The organism is Sideroxydans lithotrophicus ES-1 (assembly GCF_000025705.1).
GTDB classification, from domain to species: domain Bacteria; phylum Pseudomonadota; class Gammaproteobacteria; order Burkholderiales; family Gallionellaceae; genus Sideroxyarcus; species Sideroxyarcus lithotrophicus.
Map to the genome: position 1 here is coordinate 2,568,613 of NC_013959.1, position 17,030 is coordinate 2,585,642.

General features: G+C 57.8%; 16 protein-coding genes. 6 read left to right on the forward strand and 10 right to left on the reverse strand.

Going from position 1 to position 17,030, the window contains the following annotated elements; translation table 11 throughout:
- Positions 1–185 precede the first annotated feature (185 nt).
- The 4 genes from SLIT_RS12655 (at position 186) to SLIT_RS12670 (ending at position 6,021) form a co-directional block, all read left to right on the forward strand.
- On the forward strand, positions 186–2,993 hold the full coding sequence (locus tag SLIT_RS12655; protein ID WP_013030656.1) for a bifunctional diguanylate cyclase/phosphodiesterase: 2,808 nt from the start codon (positions 186–188) through the stop codon (positions 2,991–2,993).
- Positions 2,994–3,151: 158 nt separating this feature from the next.
- Positions 3,152–3,454, forward strand: coding sequence for a hypothetical protein (locus SLIT_RS12660; protein ID WP_013030658.1), 303 nt, complete (start codon positions 3,152–3,154; stop codon positions 3,452–3,454).
- A 229-nt stretch (positions 3,455–3,683) separates the two neighbouring features.
- On the forward strand, positions 3,684–4,943 hold the full coding sequence (locus SLIT_RS12665; protein WP_013030659.1) for an ATP-grasp domain-containing protein: 1,260 nt from the start codon (positions 3,684–3,686) through the stop codon (positions 4,941–4,943).
- On the forward strand, positions 4,915–6,021 hold the full coding sequence (locus SLIT_RS12670; RefSeq protein ID WP_150103009.1) for a phosphoserine transaminase: 1,107 nt from the start codon (positions 4,915–4,917) through the stop codon (positions 6,019–6,021). Before SLIT_RS12665 ends, SLIT_RS12670 begins: the two co-directional genes overlap by 29 nt.
- A gap of 59 nt (positions 6,022–6,080) precedes the next feature.
- Here SLIT_RS12670 and SLIT_RS12675 read toward each other — a convergent pair whose 3' ends face one another.
- From SLIT_RS12675 to dcd, 6 genes are all read right to left on the reverse strand, one after another.
- The gene (locus SLIT_RS12675) at positions 6,081–6,476 is read right to left on the reverse strand and encodes a hypothetical protein (protein WP_013030661.1); all 396 of its coding nucleotides are present in this window, start codon (positions 6,474–6,476) and stop codon (positions 6,081–6,083) included.
- A 124-nt stretch (positions 6,477–6,600) separates the two neighbouring features.
- Complete coding sequence (locus SLIT_RS12680; RefSeq protein WP_013030662.1) at positions 6,601–7,122, reverse strand: protein disulfide oxidoreductase; 522 nt, start codon at positions 7,120–7,122, stop codon at positions 6,601–6,603.
- Positions 7,123–7,148: 26 nt separating this feature from the next.
- Entirely contained in the window at positions 7,149–7,583 is a 435-nt protein-coding gene (locus tag SLIT_RS12685; RefSeq protein ID WP_013030663.1) for an RNA-binding S4 domain-containing protein, read from the reverse strand.
- A gap of 10 nt (positions 7,584–7,593) precedes the next feature.
- Positions 7,594–9,840 (reverse strand): arginine/lysine/ornithine decarboxylase, encoded by a 2,247-nt coding sequence (locus SLIT_RS12690; RefSeq protein ID WP_013030664.1) that lies wholly within the window; start codon positions 9,838–9,840, stop codon positions 7,594–7,596.
- An 83-nt stretch (positions 9,841–9,923) separates the two neighbouring features.
- Entirely contained in the window at positions 9,924–10,145 is a 222-nt protein-coding gene (locus SLIT_RS12695) for a hypothetical protein (RefSeq protein ID WP_013030665.1), read from the reverse strand.
- Complete coding sequence (gene dcd / locus SLIT_RS12700) at positions 10,145–10,711, reverse strand: dCTP deaminase (RefSeq protein WP_013030666.1); 567 nt, start codon at positions 10,709–10,711, stop codon at positions 10,145–10,147. Before dcd ends, SLIT_RS12695 begins: the two co-directional genes overlap by 1 nt.
- A 100-nt stretch (positions 10,712–10,811) precedes the next feature.
- On the opposite strand from dcd, the gene metG reads away from it, so the two are divergent.
- Positions 10,812–13,043: a methionine--tRNA ligase gene (metG, locus tag SLIT_RS12705; RefSeq protein WP_013030667.1), complete on the forward strand. Its 2,232-nt coding sequence runs from the start codon at positions 10,812–10,814 to the stop codon at positions 13,041–13,043.
- Between the two features lie 24 nt (positions 13,044–13,067).
- A complete protein-coding gene (sthA, locus tag SLIT_RS12710) occupies positions 13,068–14,459 on the forward strand; it encodes a Si-specific NAD(P)(+) transhydrogenase (RefSeq protein ID WP_013030668.1) in 1,392 nt (463 codons plus the stop codon).
- Between the two features lie 119 nt (positions 14,460–14,578).
- Here sthA and SLIT_RS15385 read toward each other — a convergent pair whose 3' ends face one another.
- The 4 genes from SLIT_RS15385 to SLIT_RS12730 all read right to left on the reverse strand — a co-directional run bounded on the left by SLIT_RS15385 (position 14,579) and on the right by SLIT_RS12730 (position 17,017).
- Entirely contained in the window at positions 14,579–15,586 is a 1,008-nt protein-coding gene (locus SLIT_RS15385) for a hypothetical protein (protein WP_013030669.1), read from the reverse strand.
- A gap of 123 nt (positions 15,587–15,709) precedes the next feature.
- Positions 15,710–16,108, reverse strand: coding sequence for a type II toxin-antitoxin system MqsA family antitoxin (locus SLIT_RS12720; protein WP_013030670.1), 399 nt, complete (start codon positions 16,106–16,108; stop codon positions 15,710–15,712).
- 1 nt (position 16,109) lies between these two features.
- Entirely contained in the window at positions 16,110–16,415 is a 306-nt protein-coding gene (locus tag SLIT_RS12725) for a type II toxin-antitoxin system MqsR family toxin (protein WP_013030671.1), read from the reverse strand.
- 212 nt (positions 16,416–16,627) lie between these two features.
- A complete protein-coding gene (locus SLIT_RS12730) occupies positions 16,628–17,017 on the reverse strand; it encodes a bacteriohemerythrin (protein WP_013030672.1) in 390 nt (129 codons plus the stop codon).
- Positions 17,018–17,030 lie beyond the last annotated feature (13 nt).

Consider the following 17,030-nt stretch of genomic DNA (forward strand, 5'->3'; position numbering starts at 1 on the left):
CTTCTTATCGGCAAGACAACCTTATCAAGCAGTTACGTTTCAACCTCACCAAACCGCCATTTGCCTTATGGATAACGCATGCGGTATTCGGATAAACTGCGCGCCAGTCATGAGATGCATCGAAAAGCTGTACGCTGTCGGCGTTGAATACAGCTCTCAGTTGCACGTTCAATTAGGATGGAGAAATGAACTGGCTTAAGCAACTGAACCCCGGCAACAGCCTGCGTGCGCAGATCAGCTTCGCGAGTGGCGCACTGGCGCTGGTATTGTCGCTCGTGCTCAGTTTCCTGGCCGCGGAAAACAGCAAACAGCAGATCGAGAAACGCGAAGGCGAGGCATTCGCCAGCCGCGCCAGGAATGCACTCGATGTCATGGATCGCGGCATGTTCGAACGCAGCCGCGAGATCCGCAATGCTGCCACCCTTGACGATATCCGCAATCCGCACGTTCCGATCGAACGCAAGCGCAACATTCTCGAGCGCCTGCAGCACAACTTCAATGCCTACGCATGGATCGGCATTTGTAATACGCAAGGCAAGGGGATAGTAGGAACCGGCAAGTATCTGGAAGGCAAGGATCTCTCCAAACGTCCATGGTGTACCAAGGGGCGTGAAGGCGACTACTTCGGTGATGTGCATGACGCCTTGCTGCTTGCCAAGCTGTTGCCCAACCCCAGCGGCCAGACATTCTATCTGGTAGATGTGGCCGCACCGGTGATCGATGCGGAGGGTGTCCTGCAAGGCGTGTTGTGCGGTCATATCTACTGGAACTGGGCAGAGGAAGCGCTGGACAGCACCAGGACCCCGGGTAAGGACATTCTGCTGGTGAGCCGGGACGGCCTGGTGCTGTCGGGGCCGGAACAGCCCCGCAGCGAACTGTCCAGCCTCGCCCCGCTCACCATGCAGGCGATCAGACAAGGCGGCAATGACAGCGGTTATCTGCTGGAAAAATGGAGCAACGGCAAGACCTATCTGGTCGGCTATGCCAAGTCATCGGGTTACCGCGACTATCCGGGTCTGGGCTGGGCCAGCCTGGTACGCCAGGACGTTAGCCAAGCCTTTGCTCCCGCCCACCAATTGCGTCAGCGCATCCTGATGATGGGCGTGGCTCTGGGACTGCTGTTCGCCTGGCTGGGTTGGCTGCTGGCAGAGCATATCGCGCGTCCCATCGTGCGCATCAGCCGGGCGGCCAACAAGGTCGCCACCGGCGATCTGGCTTATGACGTCCCGGAACAGCAAGGAGGCGACGAGGTCGCTCAACTGTCCAGAGCGATCCACGCCATGGTCAGCAACCTGACGCGCGAGATCAGACAACGACGCAAGGCCGAGGAAAGCATGCGCCTTTCCGCTGCAGTGTTCGCCAACAACACCGAGGCGATCATGATCACCGATGCCGATCACAATATCGTGATGATCAATCGCGCATTCACCGAGATCAACGGCTATACCGAGGCCGAGGTGCTGGGCAAGAATCCGCGCCTGCTCGCTTCCGGCAAACAGGGCAAAGAGTTCTACCGGGATTTTTACGCTGCGCTGCACAACAAGGACGCCTGGCGAGGCGAAATATGGAACAAGCGCAAGAATGGTGAGATCTTCCCGGAGTGGGTCACCGTCAGCGTAATACGCGACCAGCAGGCCGCGATCACGCATTACATCGCAATTTACATGGACATCACCGAGCGCAAGAAAGAAGAAGAGCGCATCCAGTATCTGGCCAATTACGATGTGCTGACCGGCCTGCCCAACCGTTATCTGCTGAATGACCGCCTGGAACAGGGGTTGAGCCTGGCGCAACGCCACCAGACCAAGGTGGCCGTGATGTTCATCGACCTGGATCATTTCAAGAACATCAACGATTCGCTCGGCCACGATGTCGGCGATGCCTTGCTCAAGATGGTGTCGCAACGCCTCAAGGGATGCCTGCGTCGCTCCGATACCATTGCGCGCCAGGGTGGGGACGAGTTCGTTGCGCTGCTGGGCGACCTGAATTCGGAAGACGAAGTCACCTTCGTTTGCGAAAAGATGCTCCACTCCCTGCGTGAAGAATTCGAGGTGGCCGAATATCATCTTTCGGTCGGCACCAGTATCGGCGTCAGCATCTATCCGGATGATGGCGAGACATCGGTGCAGCTGTTGCGCAATGCCGACCTGGCCATGTACCGGGCCAAGGATGCAGGGCGTAATCGTTTCGAATATTACAAGCCGGAAATGAACACCAAGGCATTGCAGCGCCTGCATCTGGAGAACGCCCTGCGCAGCGCCATCGCCGAGAATCAGCTCATGGTGTACTGCCAGCCCAAGGTCAACGTGAACAGCGGTGCAGTGGTAGGCCTGGAAGCCCTGCTGCGCTGGAAACACCCGCAGCTGGGCTTTGTGTCGCCGGCGGAATTCATTCCCGTGGCCGAAGAGAGCGGCTTGATCAACGAGATCGGCGACTGGGTGCTGCGGCAGACGGCTTTGCAGCAACGCCTGTGGCAATCGCATGGATACGCGATCGTGCCGATCGCGGTGAACCTGTCGGCACGGCAATGCGGACAGAAAGACCTGGTGGAAAAGATCCAGACGATCGTGCGCGATACCGGCCTGCCTCCCCAGTTCATCGAGTTCGAGCTGACCGAAAGCATGCTGATGGACATGGGCGTGAACTGCCTGGAACTGATGAACAAACTCAGCAGCGCCGGATTCTCCCTGGCGCTGGACGATTTCGGCACCGGCTACTCTTCGCTCAGCCGCCTGAAACTGCTGCCGGTGAAGACATTGAAGATCGACCAGTCTTTCGTGCGCGACATCGCCACCGACGAGAACGACGAGATCATTGTCAATGCCACAGCCGTATTGGCGCATGCGATGGAGATGAAGGTAGTGGCCGAGGGCGTGGAAACGCAACAGCAGCTGGAATTCATCAGGGACCTGCAATGCGAGGAATATCAGGGCTACCTGTTCAGCCGCCCGGTGCCGCCAGATGAGGCGGAGCAGTTTCTGCGCCAAGACTGATCGTTCCCGGTTCGAACTCACCCCCTGCATCCCCGCGCAGGAATCCGCACAGCGTCCTCGCGATCCTTGGCTTTTCCAGCGACGACTTGCAGGCGCGAATAGTCAAAGCCAATGGAATCAGGTACATTGAGCCTGTCCGAGACTTAAAGGAGAGATGCATGAAAAACGCAATTCCGAACCTGATCGCCGTGGCAGTCTTGTCATCCAGCGGCGCATCACTTGCGCTCGAGGAAGCTGGAAGCACGATGCAACCTGCTGCAACGGCAGCGTCTGCAGTGCAGCCCGCGACCGCCGCAGGGGCGGCACAGCATTCCCCCGCTCAACAACCTCAGCCAGCCGTGAAGCAACCGATTTCCGGCAAGCACACCAAAACCAATTCAGTACGCTCCAAGAATCTGGATCTGCGGCATTGCCTGGAGTTGGACAGCAACGCGGCCATTGCCAAGTGCGCAGGCGAATAGACAGCATTTGAGGCCCCATTGTCGTTCGAGACCACCTTGCAGTTTTCTGACTGCATACTGTCTCTGCCTTACGTGTTATTTAGCAGCGTTTACCCCCTCTATTTCTTGCCTTGAAAAGGCCGCGACAGGGTATTCTGCTTGGTAACATACGCGTGAAGCTGAACACGGACATGCCAGGAGTATCCTGAGGCATTCCGGACAACCAGAAGACTCTGACGAAAATTCACAATTGATTACTGCTGACACCGCCATCGATCCAGCCCAGACCGAGACACAGTTCCTGGGACTGGCGCCATACCTGCGCATGAGCATCGCCGGAGTCGATATGCGTCCGCTTGGCCAGGAGACACTGGAGCAGGCTGGACGCAACCCTGCCGATGCCGAACTCTGGATGAACCTGTCCATCATCCTGCAATGCTTCGGGCAACGCGACATCGGCCTGTCGATCCAGTCGCTGGCGCTGGAACACAAGCGCATCTTCCGGCTCGCCGCATCGCAGCAGCCCGCCAAGCTGCGCTTGCTGATGCTATGCGTAGCGGGAGACATCGCCGCGAATACACCGCTGGATTGTCTGCTGGAAAATAGCGATATCGATCTGATCTTCTGTTACGTTTCTTCGGATGCCCCATTGCCCGGCGCCATCCCCGAGCACGATGCCGTATTTGTCGCCATCAGCGAATCAGACGAGAACCGCAGCGTACTGACTGCACTCGAACACGCTCTGATGCATTGGTCCAAGCCGGTGATCAACAGTCCGCAATATATCCCTTCAACAGGTCGCGAAGCGGCCAGCCGGCTATTGCAGGGGGCGACCGGCTTGCTGATTCCGCCCACCTTGCATGCTTCCCGTTCTGTGCTGCAGTCCATTGCAGCCGGTGACACTCGCCTTTCCGCGCAATTTGCCGACTGCGATTTCCCCATCATCGTCCGTCCTGTCGGCTCGCATGCGGGAAAGAACCTGGACAGGATCGAACGCCCCGAGGAACTGGCAGACTATCTTTCCAAAGTGGCTGACGCAGAGTTCTTCCTGTCACGATTCATCGACTATAGCGGCAAGGATGGGCTGTTCCGGAAATTCCGCGTGGTGCTGATAGATGGCAAGGCCTATGCGTGCCACATGGGCGTATCGTCGAACTGGATGATCCATTACGTGAATGCGGGGATGTATGACGATGCGCAGAAGCGCGCAGAGGAAGCCGCCTTCATGGAACATTTCGGCGACTTTGCCGAACGCCACCGCGCTGCGCTGGATGCGATCTATCGACGCACCAGGCTCGATTACCTGTGTATCGACTGCGCAGAAACACAGGATGGACGGTTCTTCGTGTTCGAGATCGACCACACCATGGTCGTGCATGCCATGGACCCGGTTCACTTGTTCCCCTACAAGCAGCCCCATATGCAAAAGATCAAAGATGCATTCCGGGATTTTCTTTTACGGCTGACCACAGAACAGACCCATGCAAATGAACCAGCTCAACAACCTTAACTTTTCCGGCGGTCCGGGCGCTTTGCCGGAGAGCGTGTTGCTCAAGGTTCAGCAATCCATACTCGAAGTGCCGGAAGTCGGTCTGTCGGTGCTCGGTATCAGCCACCGTTCCGACTGGTTCGCGGCAGTCGTCGCCGAACTGGAAGGCAACATCCGCAAGTTGCTGGGCCTGCCCGACAACTATCATGTCCTGTTCCTGCAGGGCGGCGCGACACAACAATTCTCGATGATCCCGATGACCCTGCTGCGCGGAAAGACGACTCCGGCAGATTATCTGCATACCGGCTATTGGAGCGGCAAGGCGCTGGCCGAGGCAGAACGCGAAGGCCCGGTCCGCGTGATCTGGAGCGGAGAATCCGGCGGCTTCAAAGATTTGCCCGGCGACGATGAACTGGCCTATTCGCCGGATGCCCCCTATCTGCACTACATCTCCAACGAAACGGTCGAAGGGCTGCAATTCCACCGGGTACTCGGACGCGACGATGTTCCGCGCGTCTGCGATATGTCATCCGACTTCCTGTCGCAACCCTGCACAGCGGAGCGCTACTCGCTCATCTATGCCCATGCACAAAAGAACATCGGCCCGGCAGGCGTCACCGTCGTTCTGGTGCGCGACGAACTGCTCGAAGATGCGCCAACGGACCTTCCCGGTTTTCTGGACTACCGCAGCCACATCAAGGCGCATTCCATATTCAACACACCGCCCGTGTTCGCGATCTATGTGGTGCTGTTGATCACGCGCTGGCTGCTTGACGAGATCGGCGGCCTGACCCGCATGGCAGAGATCAACCGGCGCAAGGCCGACTTGCTCTACAGCCAACTGGACAACAGCGATGGCTTCTATCGCGGCAGGGCAAAAACCAAAGACCGTTCGCTGATGAACGTCACCTTCAATCTGGCTGACACGGATACAGAAAAGCGCTTCCTCGCCGAAGCCCAGGCCGCCGGATTTTCCGGCCTGGCAGGGCACCGCTCGACAGGGGGCGTGCGCGCCTCTCTCTACAATGGGCTGACACTTGCTGCGGCCGAGCAGCTGGTTGGCTTTATGGAAGATTTCCGGCGCAAGCAGACTCGATAGCTGCGAGTCGCACTGGCTGCAAGACATTCATCCCGCCGACTCGAATCAGGTCTGCCAGGTCACCTCTTGTCGCGACGGCGCTGCTGGCGATCCTTGTGCAGATCGCGCTTGTCCTGGCGGCGCTCCGCTCTATCCTTGCGTACATCGCGATTGTCTTTGCGGATATCCGCATTGTCATGACGCAGTTCCTTGCGCTCCCTGGCCGCTCCGGCAATGTTGCCTTCACGCTTGTCCTGATTGAGTTCGCGGCGGTCCTGATTGCGCTCGCGGACATCTTTGCGCGTTTCGCGTCTATCCTGTCTTATGTCACGGCTATCCTTGATTGCATCTCGTTTGTCTGACCGGATGTTCTGGGTGTCCTGTTTGATATCACCTTCTGCGGCTTGAGCCACAGACAATATGGATACAGCCAATGCAGCACCCAAAGCAACAAACAACGATTTTGATTTATGCATGAAATCCTCCTGTCATTAACGTGGTTGATCCAGAGTAATGCAGTACAACAACGTGTGTCGTTGCCGAGCCGTTGACGCCGAGACCTTGTTTGAATCGTCCTGAAAAGCAGTTGGCTTGAATGGTTCAGATTCCGGCCAGCCAGAGCCGCAATCTGAGCCCGATACTGGTTGTGTAGCCGACCTCGATAAAACTTATCCGGCCATCGGGTGCGATGATGAAGCTGGCAGGCACGCCATGTACCCCCCATGCGTTCGAGATGCTGCCATCCGCATCGTTCACCACCGGGAAATCGATCTGCTGCTCGCCCATATAGCGGGCGACCGCTTCCGGCTTGCCGCTCTGCATGGCGACCGTGATGACATTCGGATCGTCGCGGGCGATAGCGGCGATGGAGCCCTGCTCGGCGCGGCAGATCGGGCACCATGTCGCCCAGAAATGCACCAGCACCGGATGGGCAGGGTGGGTTGGCAACCTGTATGGCTGTCCTGCGAGTGTAGTGCCCTGCAAGGCTGGCGCGGTGCCGCTGACCATGTCGCGGTGCTGCCATGCGCGTATTCCGCCGATGACCGCAACGAACAGCAGCACATTGACGGCGAGGCCGCGCCATCTGGATGTACGGAACTTGCTGACGAGGTCATTCGGCATATAAGTTAAAGTCGTGGTGATGTGGATTATTCGAAGTCGCCCCAGGCGCTCTTGCGTACAGACTTGGTACCGGCTTCGAAACGTTCGATGTCGCGCCGATCGCGTTTGGTCGGCCTGCCCTTGAAAGTCGGTTGCGGCAGCGCCTTGAGGTTGGCGGCGATCTCCGCACGTCGTGCACGGCTCTCGTCAGACTCGCGATAGAGTTTTTGCGCCTCGGCCGCAGGACCGCGCCTGTTGGCAAGTGCCAGCACTTCGATCGCGAAATGATATTGGCCGAGGCGGATATCCAGCTGGTCGCCCACGACGATGGCCTTGGCAGGCTTGATGCGAACCCCACCCATGGTCACCTTGCCGCTTTCCACGGCATCGACAGCCAGGCTGCGCGTCTTGAAAAAACGCGCAGCCCACAACCATTTGTCGATGCGAAGCTTGTCGTCGGCCTGTGGATGACCTTGAGCCATTGCGAGCAGACTACTTCACGCAGTCCACGTAGTACACGCGTTCGCCGTTGGACTTCTCCGCCACCAGACCGTGGATGTCGGTCTCGAAACCGGGGAATTTCTTGTTGAACTCGCGCGCGAACTTGAGGTAATCGACGATGGTCTTGTTGAAACGTTCACCCGGGATCAGCAGCGGGATGCCCGGCGGATAAGGCGTCAACAACACGGCGGTGACGCGACCTTCCAGGTCATCGATGGACACACGCTCGATCTCGCCATGCGCCATCTTGGCGAAGGCGTCGGACGGCTTCATGGCAGGCACCATGCTGGACAGGTACATTTCCGTGGTCAGGCGCGCCACGTCGTTGGCCTTGTAGATGCCGTGGATCTGGTCGCACAGGTCGCGCAGTCCGATCTTTTCATAGCGCGGGTTCTTGGCGATGAATTCCGGCAGCACACGCCACAGCGGCTGGTTCTTGTCGTAGTCGTCCTTGAACTGCTGCAGCTCGGTCACCATGCTGTTCCAGCGCCCCTTGGTGATGCCGATGGTGAACATGATGAAGAAGGAATACAGGCCGCACTTCTCCACCACCACACCGTGTTCGGCAAGGTACTTGGTGACGATGCTGGCCGGGATGCCGCTGTCGGCAAAATCGCCATCGACATCCAGTCCCGGTGTGACCACGGTGGCCTTGATCGGGTCGAGCATGTTGAAACCCTCGGCCAGCTTGCCGAAGCCATGCCAGCGATCGTCGGCGCGCAACACCCAGTCCTCGCGCTCGGCCATGCCCTCTTCCGACAGATAGTCCGGCCCCCACATCTTGAACCACCAGTCCGTGCCGAATTCGGCGTCCACCTTGCGCATGGCGCGGCGGAAATCGAGCGCTTCGGCGATGGACTCTTCCACCAGCGCGGTGCCGCCGGGCGGCTCCATCATCGCCGCCGCCACGTCGCACGAGGCAATGATGGCGTATTGCGGCGAGGTCGAGGTGTGCATCAGGTAGGCTTCGTTGAAACAGTCGCGGTCCAGCTTGCGCGACTCGCTGTCGCGCACCAGTATCTGCGAGGCCTGAGACAGGCCCGCCAGCAGCTTGTGCGTGGACTGCGTGGAAAACACCATGGATTCTTTCGCGCGCGGACGGTCGCGGCCGATGGCGTGCATGTCTTTGTAGAAGTCATGGAACGCCGCATGCGGCAGCCAGGCTTCGTCGAAATGCAATGCATCGATCCTGCCATCCAGCATCTCCTTGAGCGTTTCAACGTTGTACAGCACCCCGTCGTAAGTGCTCTGCGTGATGGTGAGGATGCGCGGCTTTTTCTTCTTGTCCTTGATGAACGGGTTGGCATCGATCTTCTTCTGGATGTTCGCCATCTCGAATTCCGATTTCGGGATCGGGCCGATGATGCCGAAGTTGTTGCGCGTCGGCGTCAGGAACACCGGCACCGCACCGGTCATCATGATCGCGTGCAGGATGGACTTGTGACAGTTGCGGTCCACCACCACGATATCGTCCGGCGCCACCATCGAGTGCCACACGATCTTGTTGGAGGTCGAAGTGCCGTTGGTAACGAAGAACAAATGGTCTGCATTGAAAATGCGCGCCGCATTGCGCTCGGACGCTGCCACCGGGCCGGTGTGGTCCAGCAGTTGTCCCAGTTCGTCCACCGCGTTGCACACGTCGGCGCGCAGCATGTTCTCGCCGAAGAACTGGTGGAACATGCGCCCCACCGGCGACTTCAGGAACGCCACGCCGCCGGAGTGACCGGGACAGTGCCAGGAATACGAACCGTCTTGCGCGTAATCCACCAACGCGCGGAAGAACGGCGGCGCCAGCGAATCCATGTAGGACTTCGCTTCGCGGATCATGTGGCGTGCCACGAATTCCGGCGTGTCCTCGTGCATGTGGATGAAACCGTGCAGCTCGCGCAGAATGTCGTTCGGGATGTGGCGCGAAGTGCGCGTCTCGCCGTACAAGTAGATCGGGATGTCGGCGTTCTTGAAGCGGATCTCTTCGACGAATGCGCGCAAGGTGCGCAAGGCGACTTCCGTCTCTTCCACACTGCCGCCACCGAACTCCTCATCGTCGATGGACAGCACGAAAGCCGATGCGCGGCTCTGCTGCTGCGCAAACGAGGTCAGGTCGCCGTAGCTGGTCATGCCGACGACTTCGATGCCCTCTTTCTCGATGGCCTGGGCAAGCGCGCGGATACCGTGGCCGCTGGCGTTCTCCGAGCGAAAATCCTCGTCGATGATGATGATTGGGAAATTGAATTTCATGGGTAGCTCCCTACAGGGGATTCAGATTAAAGTGGCGCGGATTGTCGCAGTTTTTGCCGGCGACGTGGGGATTACGGAAGGCGTTATTCGCGTGGCGGATAAGGGCTGGCGAGGGTATCCGCCAGTTCGGACAATACGGTGCGGAACTGCTGCTCGTCGCAGCCCATCAGCACGGCATCTTCGAGCGCATCCTGACAGACCTGGCGGATCTCGGCCAGGTTCTCCTGCAGCACCTTGTTCTTCTCCACGCAGGCGACGATCTTGCCTTCGGGAGAACGCCAGACGATTTGTTCGGCCAGCAACATCAGGTCTTCGGCAGGGTCACGCCGACCTGCCCCTGATACTTGCCGCCGCGGTCCTTGTACGAGGTCTCGCACACTTCGTCGCTCTCGAAGAACAGCACCTGCGCCACCCCCTCGTTGGCATAGATCTTCGCCGGCAGCGGCGTGGTATTGGAGAATTCCAGCGTCACATAGCCCTCCCATTCCGGCTCGAACGGGGTGACGTTGACGATGATGCCGCAGCGCGCATAGGTGCTCTTGCCGAGGCAGATGGTCAGCACGTTGCGCGGGATGCGGAAATACTCGACGGTGCGCGCCAGTGCAAAAGAGTTCGGCGGGATGACGCAGTAGTCAGCCTCGACGTTCACGAACGAGTTCGGGTCGAAGTTCTTGGGGTCGACGATGGTGCTGTTGATGTTGGTGAACAGCTTGAATTCGCGCGCACAGCGGATGTCGTAACCGTAGCTGGAGGTGCCGTAGGACACGATCTTCTTGCCGTCCACTTCCTTGACCTGTCCGGCCTCGAACGGCTCGATCATGCCGTGCTGCTCGGCCATGCGGCGTATCCACTTGTCTGACTTGATGCTCATCTGGCTTCCTTGAGGGGTTTGTGCGGGCGCGATTTTACCCAATTCCGCAGCCGTGTGCGGGTTTTGCTACAATCGCGGCCTATTACAGGAACCGCGTCTCATGCCAAGAAAAATCCTCGTCACTTCCGCCCTGCCGTATGCCAACGGCAGCATCCACCTGGGCCACCTCGTCGAATACATCCAGACCGACATCTGGGTGCGCTTCCAGAAGATGCAGGGCAACACCTGCCACTACGTCTGCGCCGACGACACCCACGGCACGCCAATCATGCTGCGCGCGGAAAAGGAAGGCATCACGCCGGAGCAATTGATCGCCCGCGTGTGGCTGGAGCACTACGACGACTTCCGCGCTTTCCATGTCGAATTCGACAATTACGGCTCGACCAACTCGGCAGAGACCAAGGAGTTCGCCGAGGGCATCTATCGCACGCTCAAGGGCGGCAACCTGATCGAAACCCGTTCCATCGAGCAGTATTACGATCCGCTCAAGCAGATGTTCCTGCCGGACCGTTTCATCAAGGGCGAATGCCCGAAATGCGGCGCCAAGGACCAGTACGGCGACAATTGCGAAGTGTGCGGCGCCGCCTATGCCCCCACCGAGCTGAAGAATCCCTACTCCGCGGTATCCGGCACCAAGCCGGAGTTGCGCAACTCCGACCATTATTTCTTCAAGCTCTCCGCCCATAGCTGCCAGCAGTTCCTGCGTCATTGGACACGCAGCGGCACCTTGCAGCCCGAGGCCTCCAACAAGATGCAGGAATGGCTGGGTGCGGAAGGCGACAACAAGCTGACCGACTGGGACATCTCGCGCGACGCCCCCTATTTCGGCTTCCAGATCCCCGATGCGCCGGGCAAGTATTTCTATGTCTGGCTGGACGCGCCGGTCGGCTACATGGGCAGCTTCAAGCAACTGTGCAAGGCCAAGGGTCTCAGCTTCGACGACTACTGGCGCAAGGGCTCGAATGCCGAGCTGTACCATTTCATCGGCAAGGACATCCTGTATTTCCACGCGCTGTTCTGGCCGGCGATGCTGCAGCACGCCGGCTTCCGCACGCCGACCAGGCTGTTCGCGCACGGCTTCCTCACCGTCAACGGCGAAAAGATGAGCAAATCGCGCGGCACCTTCATCACCGCACGCAGCTACGTCGATCATGTGAAGAACACCGAATACCTGCGCTACTACTACGCCGCCAAACTGAACGGCACCATGGAAGACATCGACCTCAGTCTCGACGATTTCGTGGCGCGCGTGAACAGCGACCTGATCGGCAAATACATCAACATCGCCAGCCGCAGCGCCGGCTTCATCAGCAAGCGCTTCGGCGGCAAGCTCGCCGACCATGTGCTGCTGGCGAAATGCGCCGACACCAGCGGCTTGGCCGGCAAACTGGTGGAAGACCATCCGAAACAGAACCTGTTGCAGATATTGCAGGATGCCTCTGCCCAGATCGCCGAACTCTACGAAGCGCGCGACTATTCGAAGGCGACGCGTACCGTCGGCACCCTGCTCGACCTGATCAACGCCTACATCGATGCCACCAAGCCGTGGGAGCTAGCAAAAGACCCGAGCAATGTCGAATGGTTGCAGGGCGTGTGCAGCGTGGCACTGCAGGCGTTCCGCATCATCACCATCTACCTCAAACCCGTGCTGCCGCAACTGGCACGCGACGTGGAGAGCTTCCTCAATGTCGGCGAACTGCGCTGGCAGGATGCGCAAACGCTGCTGCCCGACCAGCACAGCATCAACACCTATCAGCACCTGATGACCCGCCTCGATCCCAAGAGCATCGAAGCGATGGTGGAAGCGAACAAGGAAAGCCTGCAGCCGGCACCGGCTGCACCTTCCACACAACGCCACGCGGAACATCAGCAACATGTCGCCGCGTCGTCCGCCAAGTCTGCGGCTCCTGCTGCGGCAGCTGCAGTGCATGCCGCTCCGGCAAGCGTGGGCGATGCCACCATCCCGCTGCAAAAAGTAGGGGCAGGAATCGCGCCCATCGCCGAGACCATCAGCATCGACGACTTCAACAAGGTCGACCTGCGTGTGGCGCGCATCATCAACGCCGAACATGTGGAAGGTGCGGAGAAACTGCTGAAACTGACGCTGGATATCGGCGAGCCGCAGCCGCGCACCGTGTTCGCCGGCATCAAGTCGGCCTACGATCCGGACTGGCTGAAGGGCCGCATGACGGTGATGGTCGCCAACCTCGCACCGCGCAAGATGAAATTCGGATTGTCCGAGGGCATGGTGCTGGCTGCTTCTGGGGAGGCTCCCGGGCTGTTCATCCTGTCGCCGGATGCCGGCGCACAGCCCGGCATGCGCATCAAGTAGCACGCATCCATCCGACTCGCCCGCATGGACTACGACGTTCTCATCATCGGTTCCGGCCCCGCCGGGCAGCATGCGGCGTGGCAGGCGGCACGTCTGGGCAAACGCACCGCGATCGTCGAGCGCAAACCCAGGATCGGCGGCGCCGGACTGCAGACCGGCACCATCCCCAGCAAGGCGATGCGCGAAGTGGCCTACCTGCTCTCGCGTTCCGGCGGGATGCGCCAGTCGCTCGCGCCGGACAGCCGCAACCGTCATGGCTTGCTGGCAGACGCAGTGCGGCGCAAGGAAGGCGTGATCGCACAGCAGGAATCGGTGATCCTGCAACGGCTGCTGCGCCACGGCGTGGCGCTGATCCCCGGCGAGGCATCTTTCGTCGATGCGCACACGCTGCAGGTCGCGGATGCCGCAGGCAACACGCGCCGCATCTCCGCGGATTTCATCGTTCTTGCCAGTGGTTCCAGACCGCGGCGCCCCGCCGATGTGCCGTTCGATAAAAAGACCGTGCTGGACTCCACCTCCATCCTGAATATCCGCCACCTGCCGGACAGCCTGCTGGTGGTGGGCGGCGGGGTGATCGCCTGCGAATATGTCTCCATCTTTGCCGCATTGGGTGTGCACGTGAGCGTGGTGGACAGCCATACGCAACTGCTGGAATACCTGAGCGAGGATGTGGTGGGCGTACTCGCCGACAGCTTCCTCGGCATGGGCGTCACCTTCCACATGCAGGAACGCGTGGCCGAGATTCGCCGCGAAGGAAGTGGCACTGTCACCTTGCTGGAAAGCGGCAAGCAGATCCGCACCGATGCCGTGCTCTACGCGCAAGGCAGGGAACCCAACAGCGCCGGCTTGCATGTCGACAAAGCCGGCATCCTCGCCAGGGACGGCTGGATCGAGGTCAACCGGCACTATCAAACCAGCGTGCCGCACATCTACGCGGTGGGCGACCTGATCGGCCGTCCCGCCCTCGCCTCCACCGGCATGGAACAGGGACGCGCGGCCGTGCTGCATGCCTTCGGCGGCGCCACCCATGTCGCGGCGGACAACCTGCCGATGGCGGTGTACACCATCCCGGAGATCTCCTACGTCGGCAGAACAGAAAAGGAAGTGCAGCTAGAGGACATCCCCTACGTCGTCGGGCGCGCCTATTTCAAGGACAGTGCACGCGGCCAGATCATCGGCGATGCACAGGGCATGCTGAAACTGATCGTGGATGCGCACAATGAGAAACTGCTGGGCGTGCATATCGTCGGCGAACAAGCCAGCGAACTCATCCACATCGGCCAACTGGTGATGAACCTGCATGGCAGCGTGCATGATCTGGTCAGCAACGTCTTCAACTACCCGACACTTGCAGAGTGCTACAAACTCGCTGCACTGGATTGCACGCACCAACTGGAACAGCGGAAAACTTTATAGCTGTCGGCAGGGATTGCTGAAATATTGCGAAACAAGGCTATTATTTAAAGGTCCGCCTTTAAACCCATAACGGTCATACGAGGCTTCGAGACGCGGATATTCATTGTCAATGTCTACGGCTACGTTTCACCTTTGTCGTCCGTCGGTGTTTTCTTATTTTGGCCTGCTTTATGCGAATGGATGATCAACGATTTACTCTGATCAATCTGAAACTGGTGCTCGGAAAACTGCGTGACAACTTTGTCTTCGGCCGCATACTGTCCAATTCGCCTGGCCGGAACACGCTCTGCCGTACTAGTGGCGGTCACGACAAACGCGATTTGCTTTAGCCGGCGTAACCCGCTGTCGGTATTCACGGAGATATTCTCAGAATTCGTCCCAATTGTGATCGAAACTCGAGTGGGAGTCCCATCGTTCGGAACGTCGCGAAGGTATGGCGATAGAGGATCGGTGCCAATAAAGAAGGTTGCCTTAGCCTTTGGTTGAAGAGTTATGGAGAGGTCATTGGTTGATAATTGGTTGCTAGGTTTAGATTGAGCTCTAGAAAGAAGTTGGATAAGTGATAACGGTGACTGCGAGTTTGCATCGAAAAAGATTGGTGCATCTAATCCCATCGCGTCCCACAACTCGCGCGATTTGACGCAGATATTAGATGAACCCAAAGGCGTTTCCATGAAGGTTAAGGCCATTTCGTTTGTGTCTATAGAGATATTACTGGCCGTTACTTCAAGTGTATCTATTAAGGAACGTAAGTCTTCATCTGTTATTTCCGAGATGAGTCGAATAGAAATGCCATGTGCATTGGCCGCACGAATTGCGGCATCCGTGAATCCAGTTGAAGAAACAGCAATCGTCCGATCTGCTCCGATATGCGCTCGCTTAGTAGCGATTTGCTCAATCCAGGTGACATCTTGGATACGTGATCGGTCGCGACATTCGATGGTGATGAGCAACTCGACACTGCCAACCGTGTAGCGGATTGAGACGTCAACCTCGCGAAGCTGTCCGGTAATCTTGTCTTTGATTCGGTCTGGAGACTTGATGCGTGCTCCAGTCGGGGCAAGTGCGCCCTCTATCCGCGAGGTGAGCAGTTCAAATTCTCGAGACTTCTTTGGTCTGCTTTTCATCGATAGTGAAATCTGAGGAGGCTAAAAACGAAAATGTAAAACGTATCACCATCGCATGCTGACGTGATTCAAATCAAATATCAAGCTGAAGGGCAGAATTTGGCCGACTAGAGACCTTCGCTACTAAGCCGCAATCTCGTCAAGTAACTCAGGATGTTTTTCCAATAGACGGAACAAGTTGACCACTGCAGCCACGGGTCTCGCTTTGCCATTTTCGTATCGAGAAAAGGCATTGACACCGCCACCGGCAATAGCAGCTGCACGGCGTTGCGAAAGCTTAAGTTTTTTCCGAATTCGCGCCAGTTCTGCGGATTCTTCTGCGTCAATTTTCAGCCGCAGCTTTTCCAAGGCTTCTGCATAACGCACACCTTCCTTACCAGCAAACTCGACCTCTCCGCACTCAGGGCAATGCCAACCATCCAGCGCACGAACAATGGCGCGGTGGCCACGATATTCAATCTCTGAATCTTTTTTGGTGCGGACCATGTCGCCTTTTTCGCAATTCAGGCACAGGTGTTTCATTTCATTTCTCCTTAAATTGGATCACAACGGTTCCGTTTTCACGCAAGGTGACTTTGATATAAGCCACCAATCCAGATTTCAACGTTGCGTGATACACGTCTTGCCAGATTTTGTGATCGGCATTTGTGGTCATGCTCTTATACAAATCCTTCTGTTTGAGTCCCAAAACCACAGCCACCGCCTGCTCAACTGAAAGCCCCAATGCGGCGGCGCCAATTAATGCAGTAGCGGTAAAAGCATTGACTCCGCGATCTTCAACGACTCGTTGAACTTCAGATAGTGGGTAATGCGGTTTCTTTTTCTCCATGCACAAATATAACCTATTAGGTTATAAATAACAATTTACGCTTCGCCAGCGTATCTTTGAGTCAGAATTTGGAGGGCACCCTCGACTGGCGGCTTTGGGCGATTTCAGACAAGCGTGGCGGAATAATACTGGATCCAGTTTCACCAGCAATCAGTAGTTGAGCTGCGTCACCATATCCCGACGAACAAGGTGAACACGCATACAGCAAGGAATCATTCCTTCTCCCTGCTCTGCTTGATGTGCAGCTCTATCTGCTTGTCCGCATACTGGATATGCGCGAGCACTCTGGCAAAAGGCCAATGGTTGAACCATTCCGTGAACATCTCCTCCCCGACATAGTTCAGTTTCTCCTTGAGATGGAGCGCCTCATCGATCAGTTGCCTGTGCTTGTCCTTGTGCGCGGCGATCTCTGGATATCCTGACTGGGCCATGATCCGCTCCTCGGTCGCAAAGTGCAGGCGGGTATAGGCGATCACCTCATCGATGAGTTCGTAGATTTCTTCCCGCGATTCACGCTTCCTGACGGCATCGTTCAATCTCTCGAACATGCTGACGAGTTGCTGGTGTTGCTGTTCTATTTCAGGAGCATCGATCATTTTCATTTCTTCCCCCCTT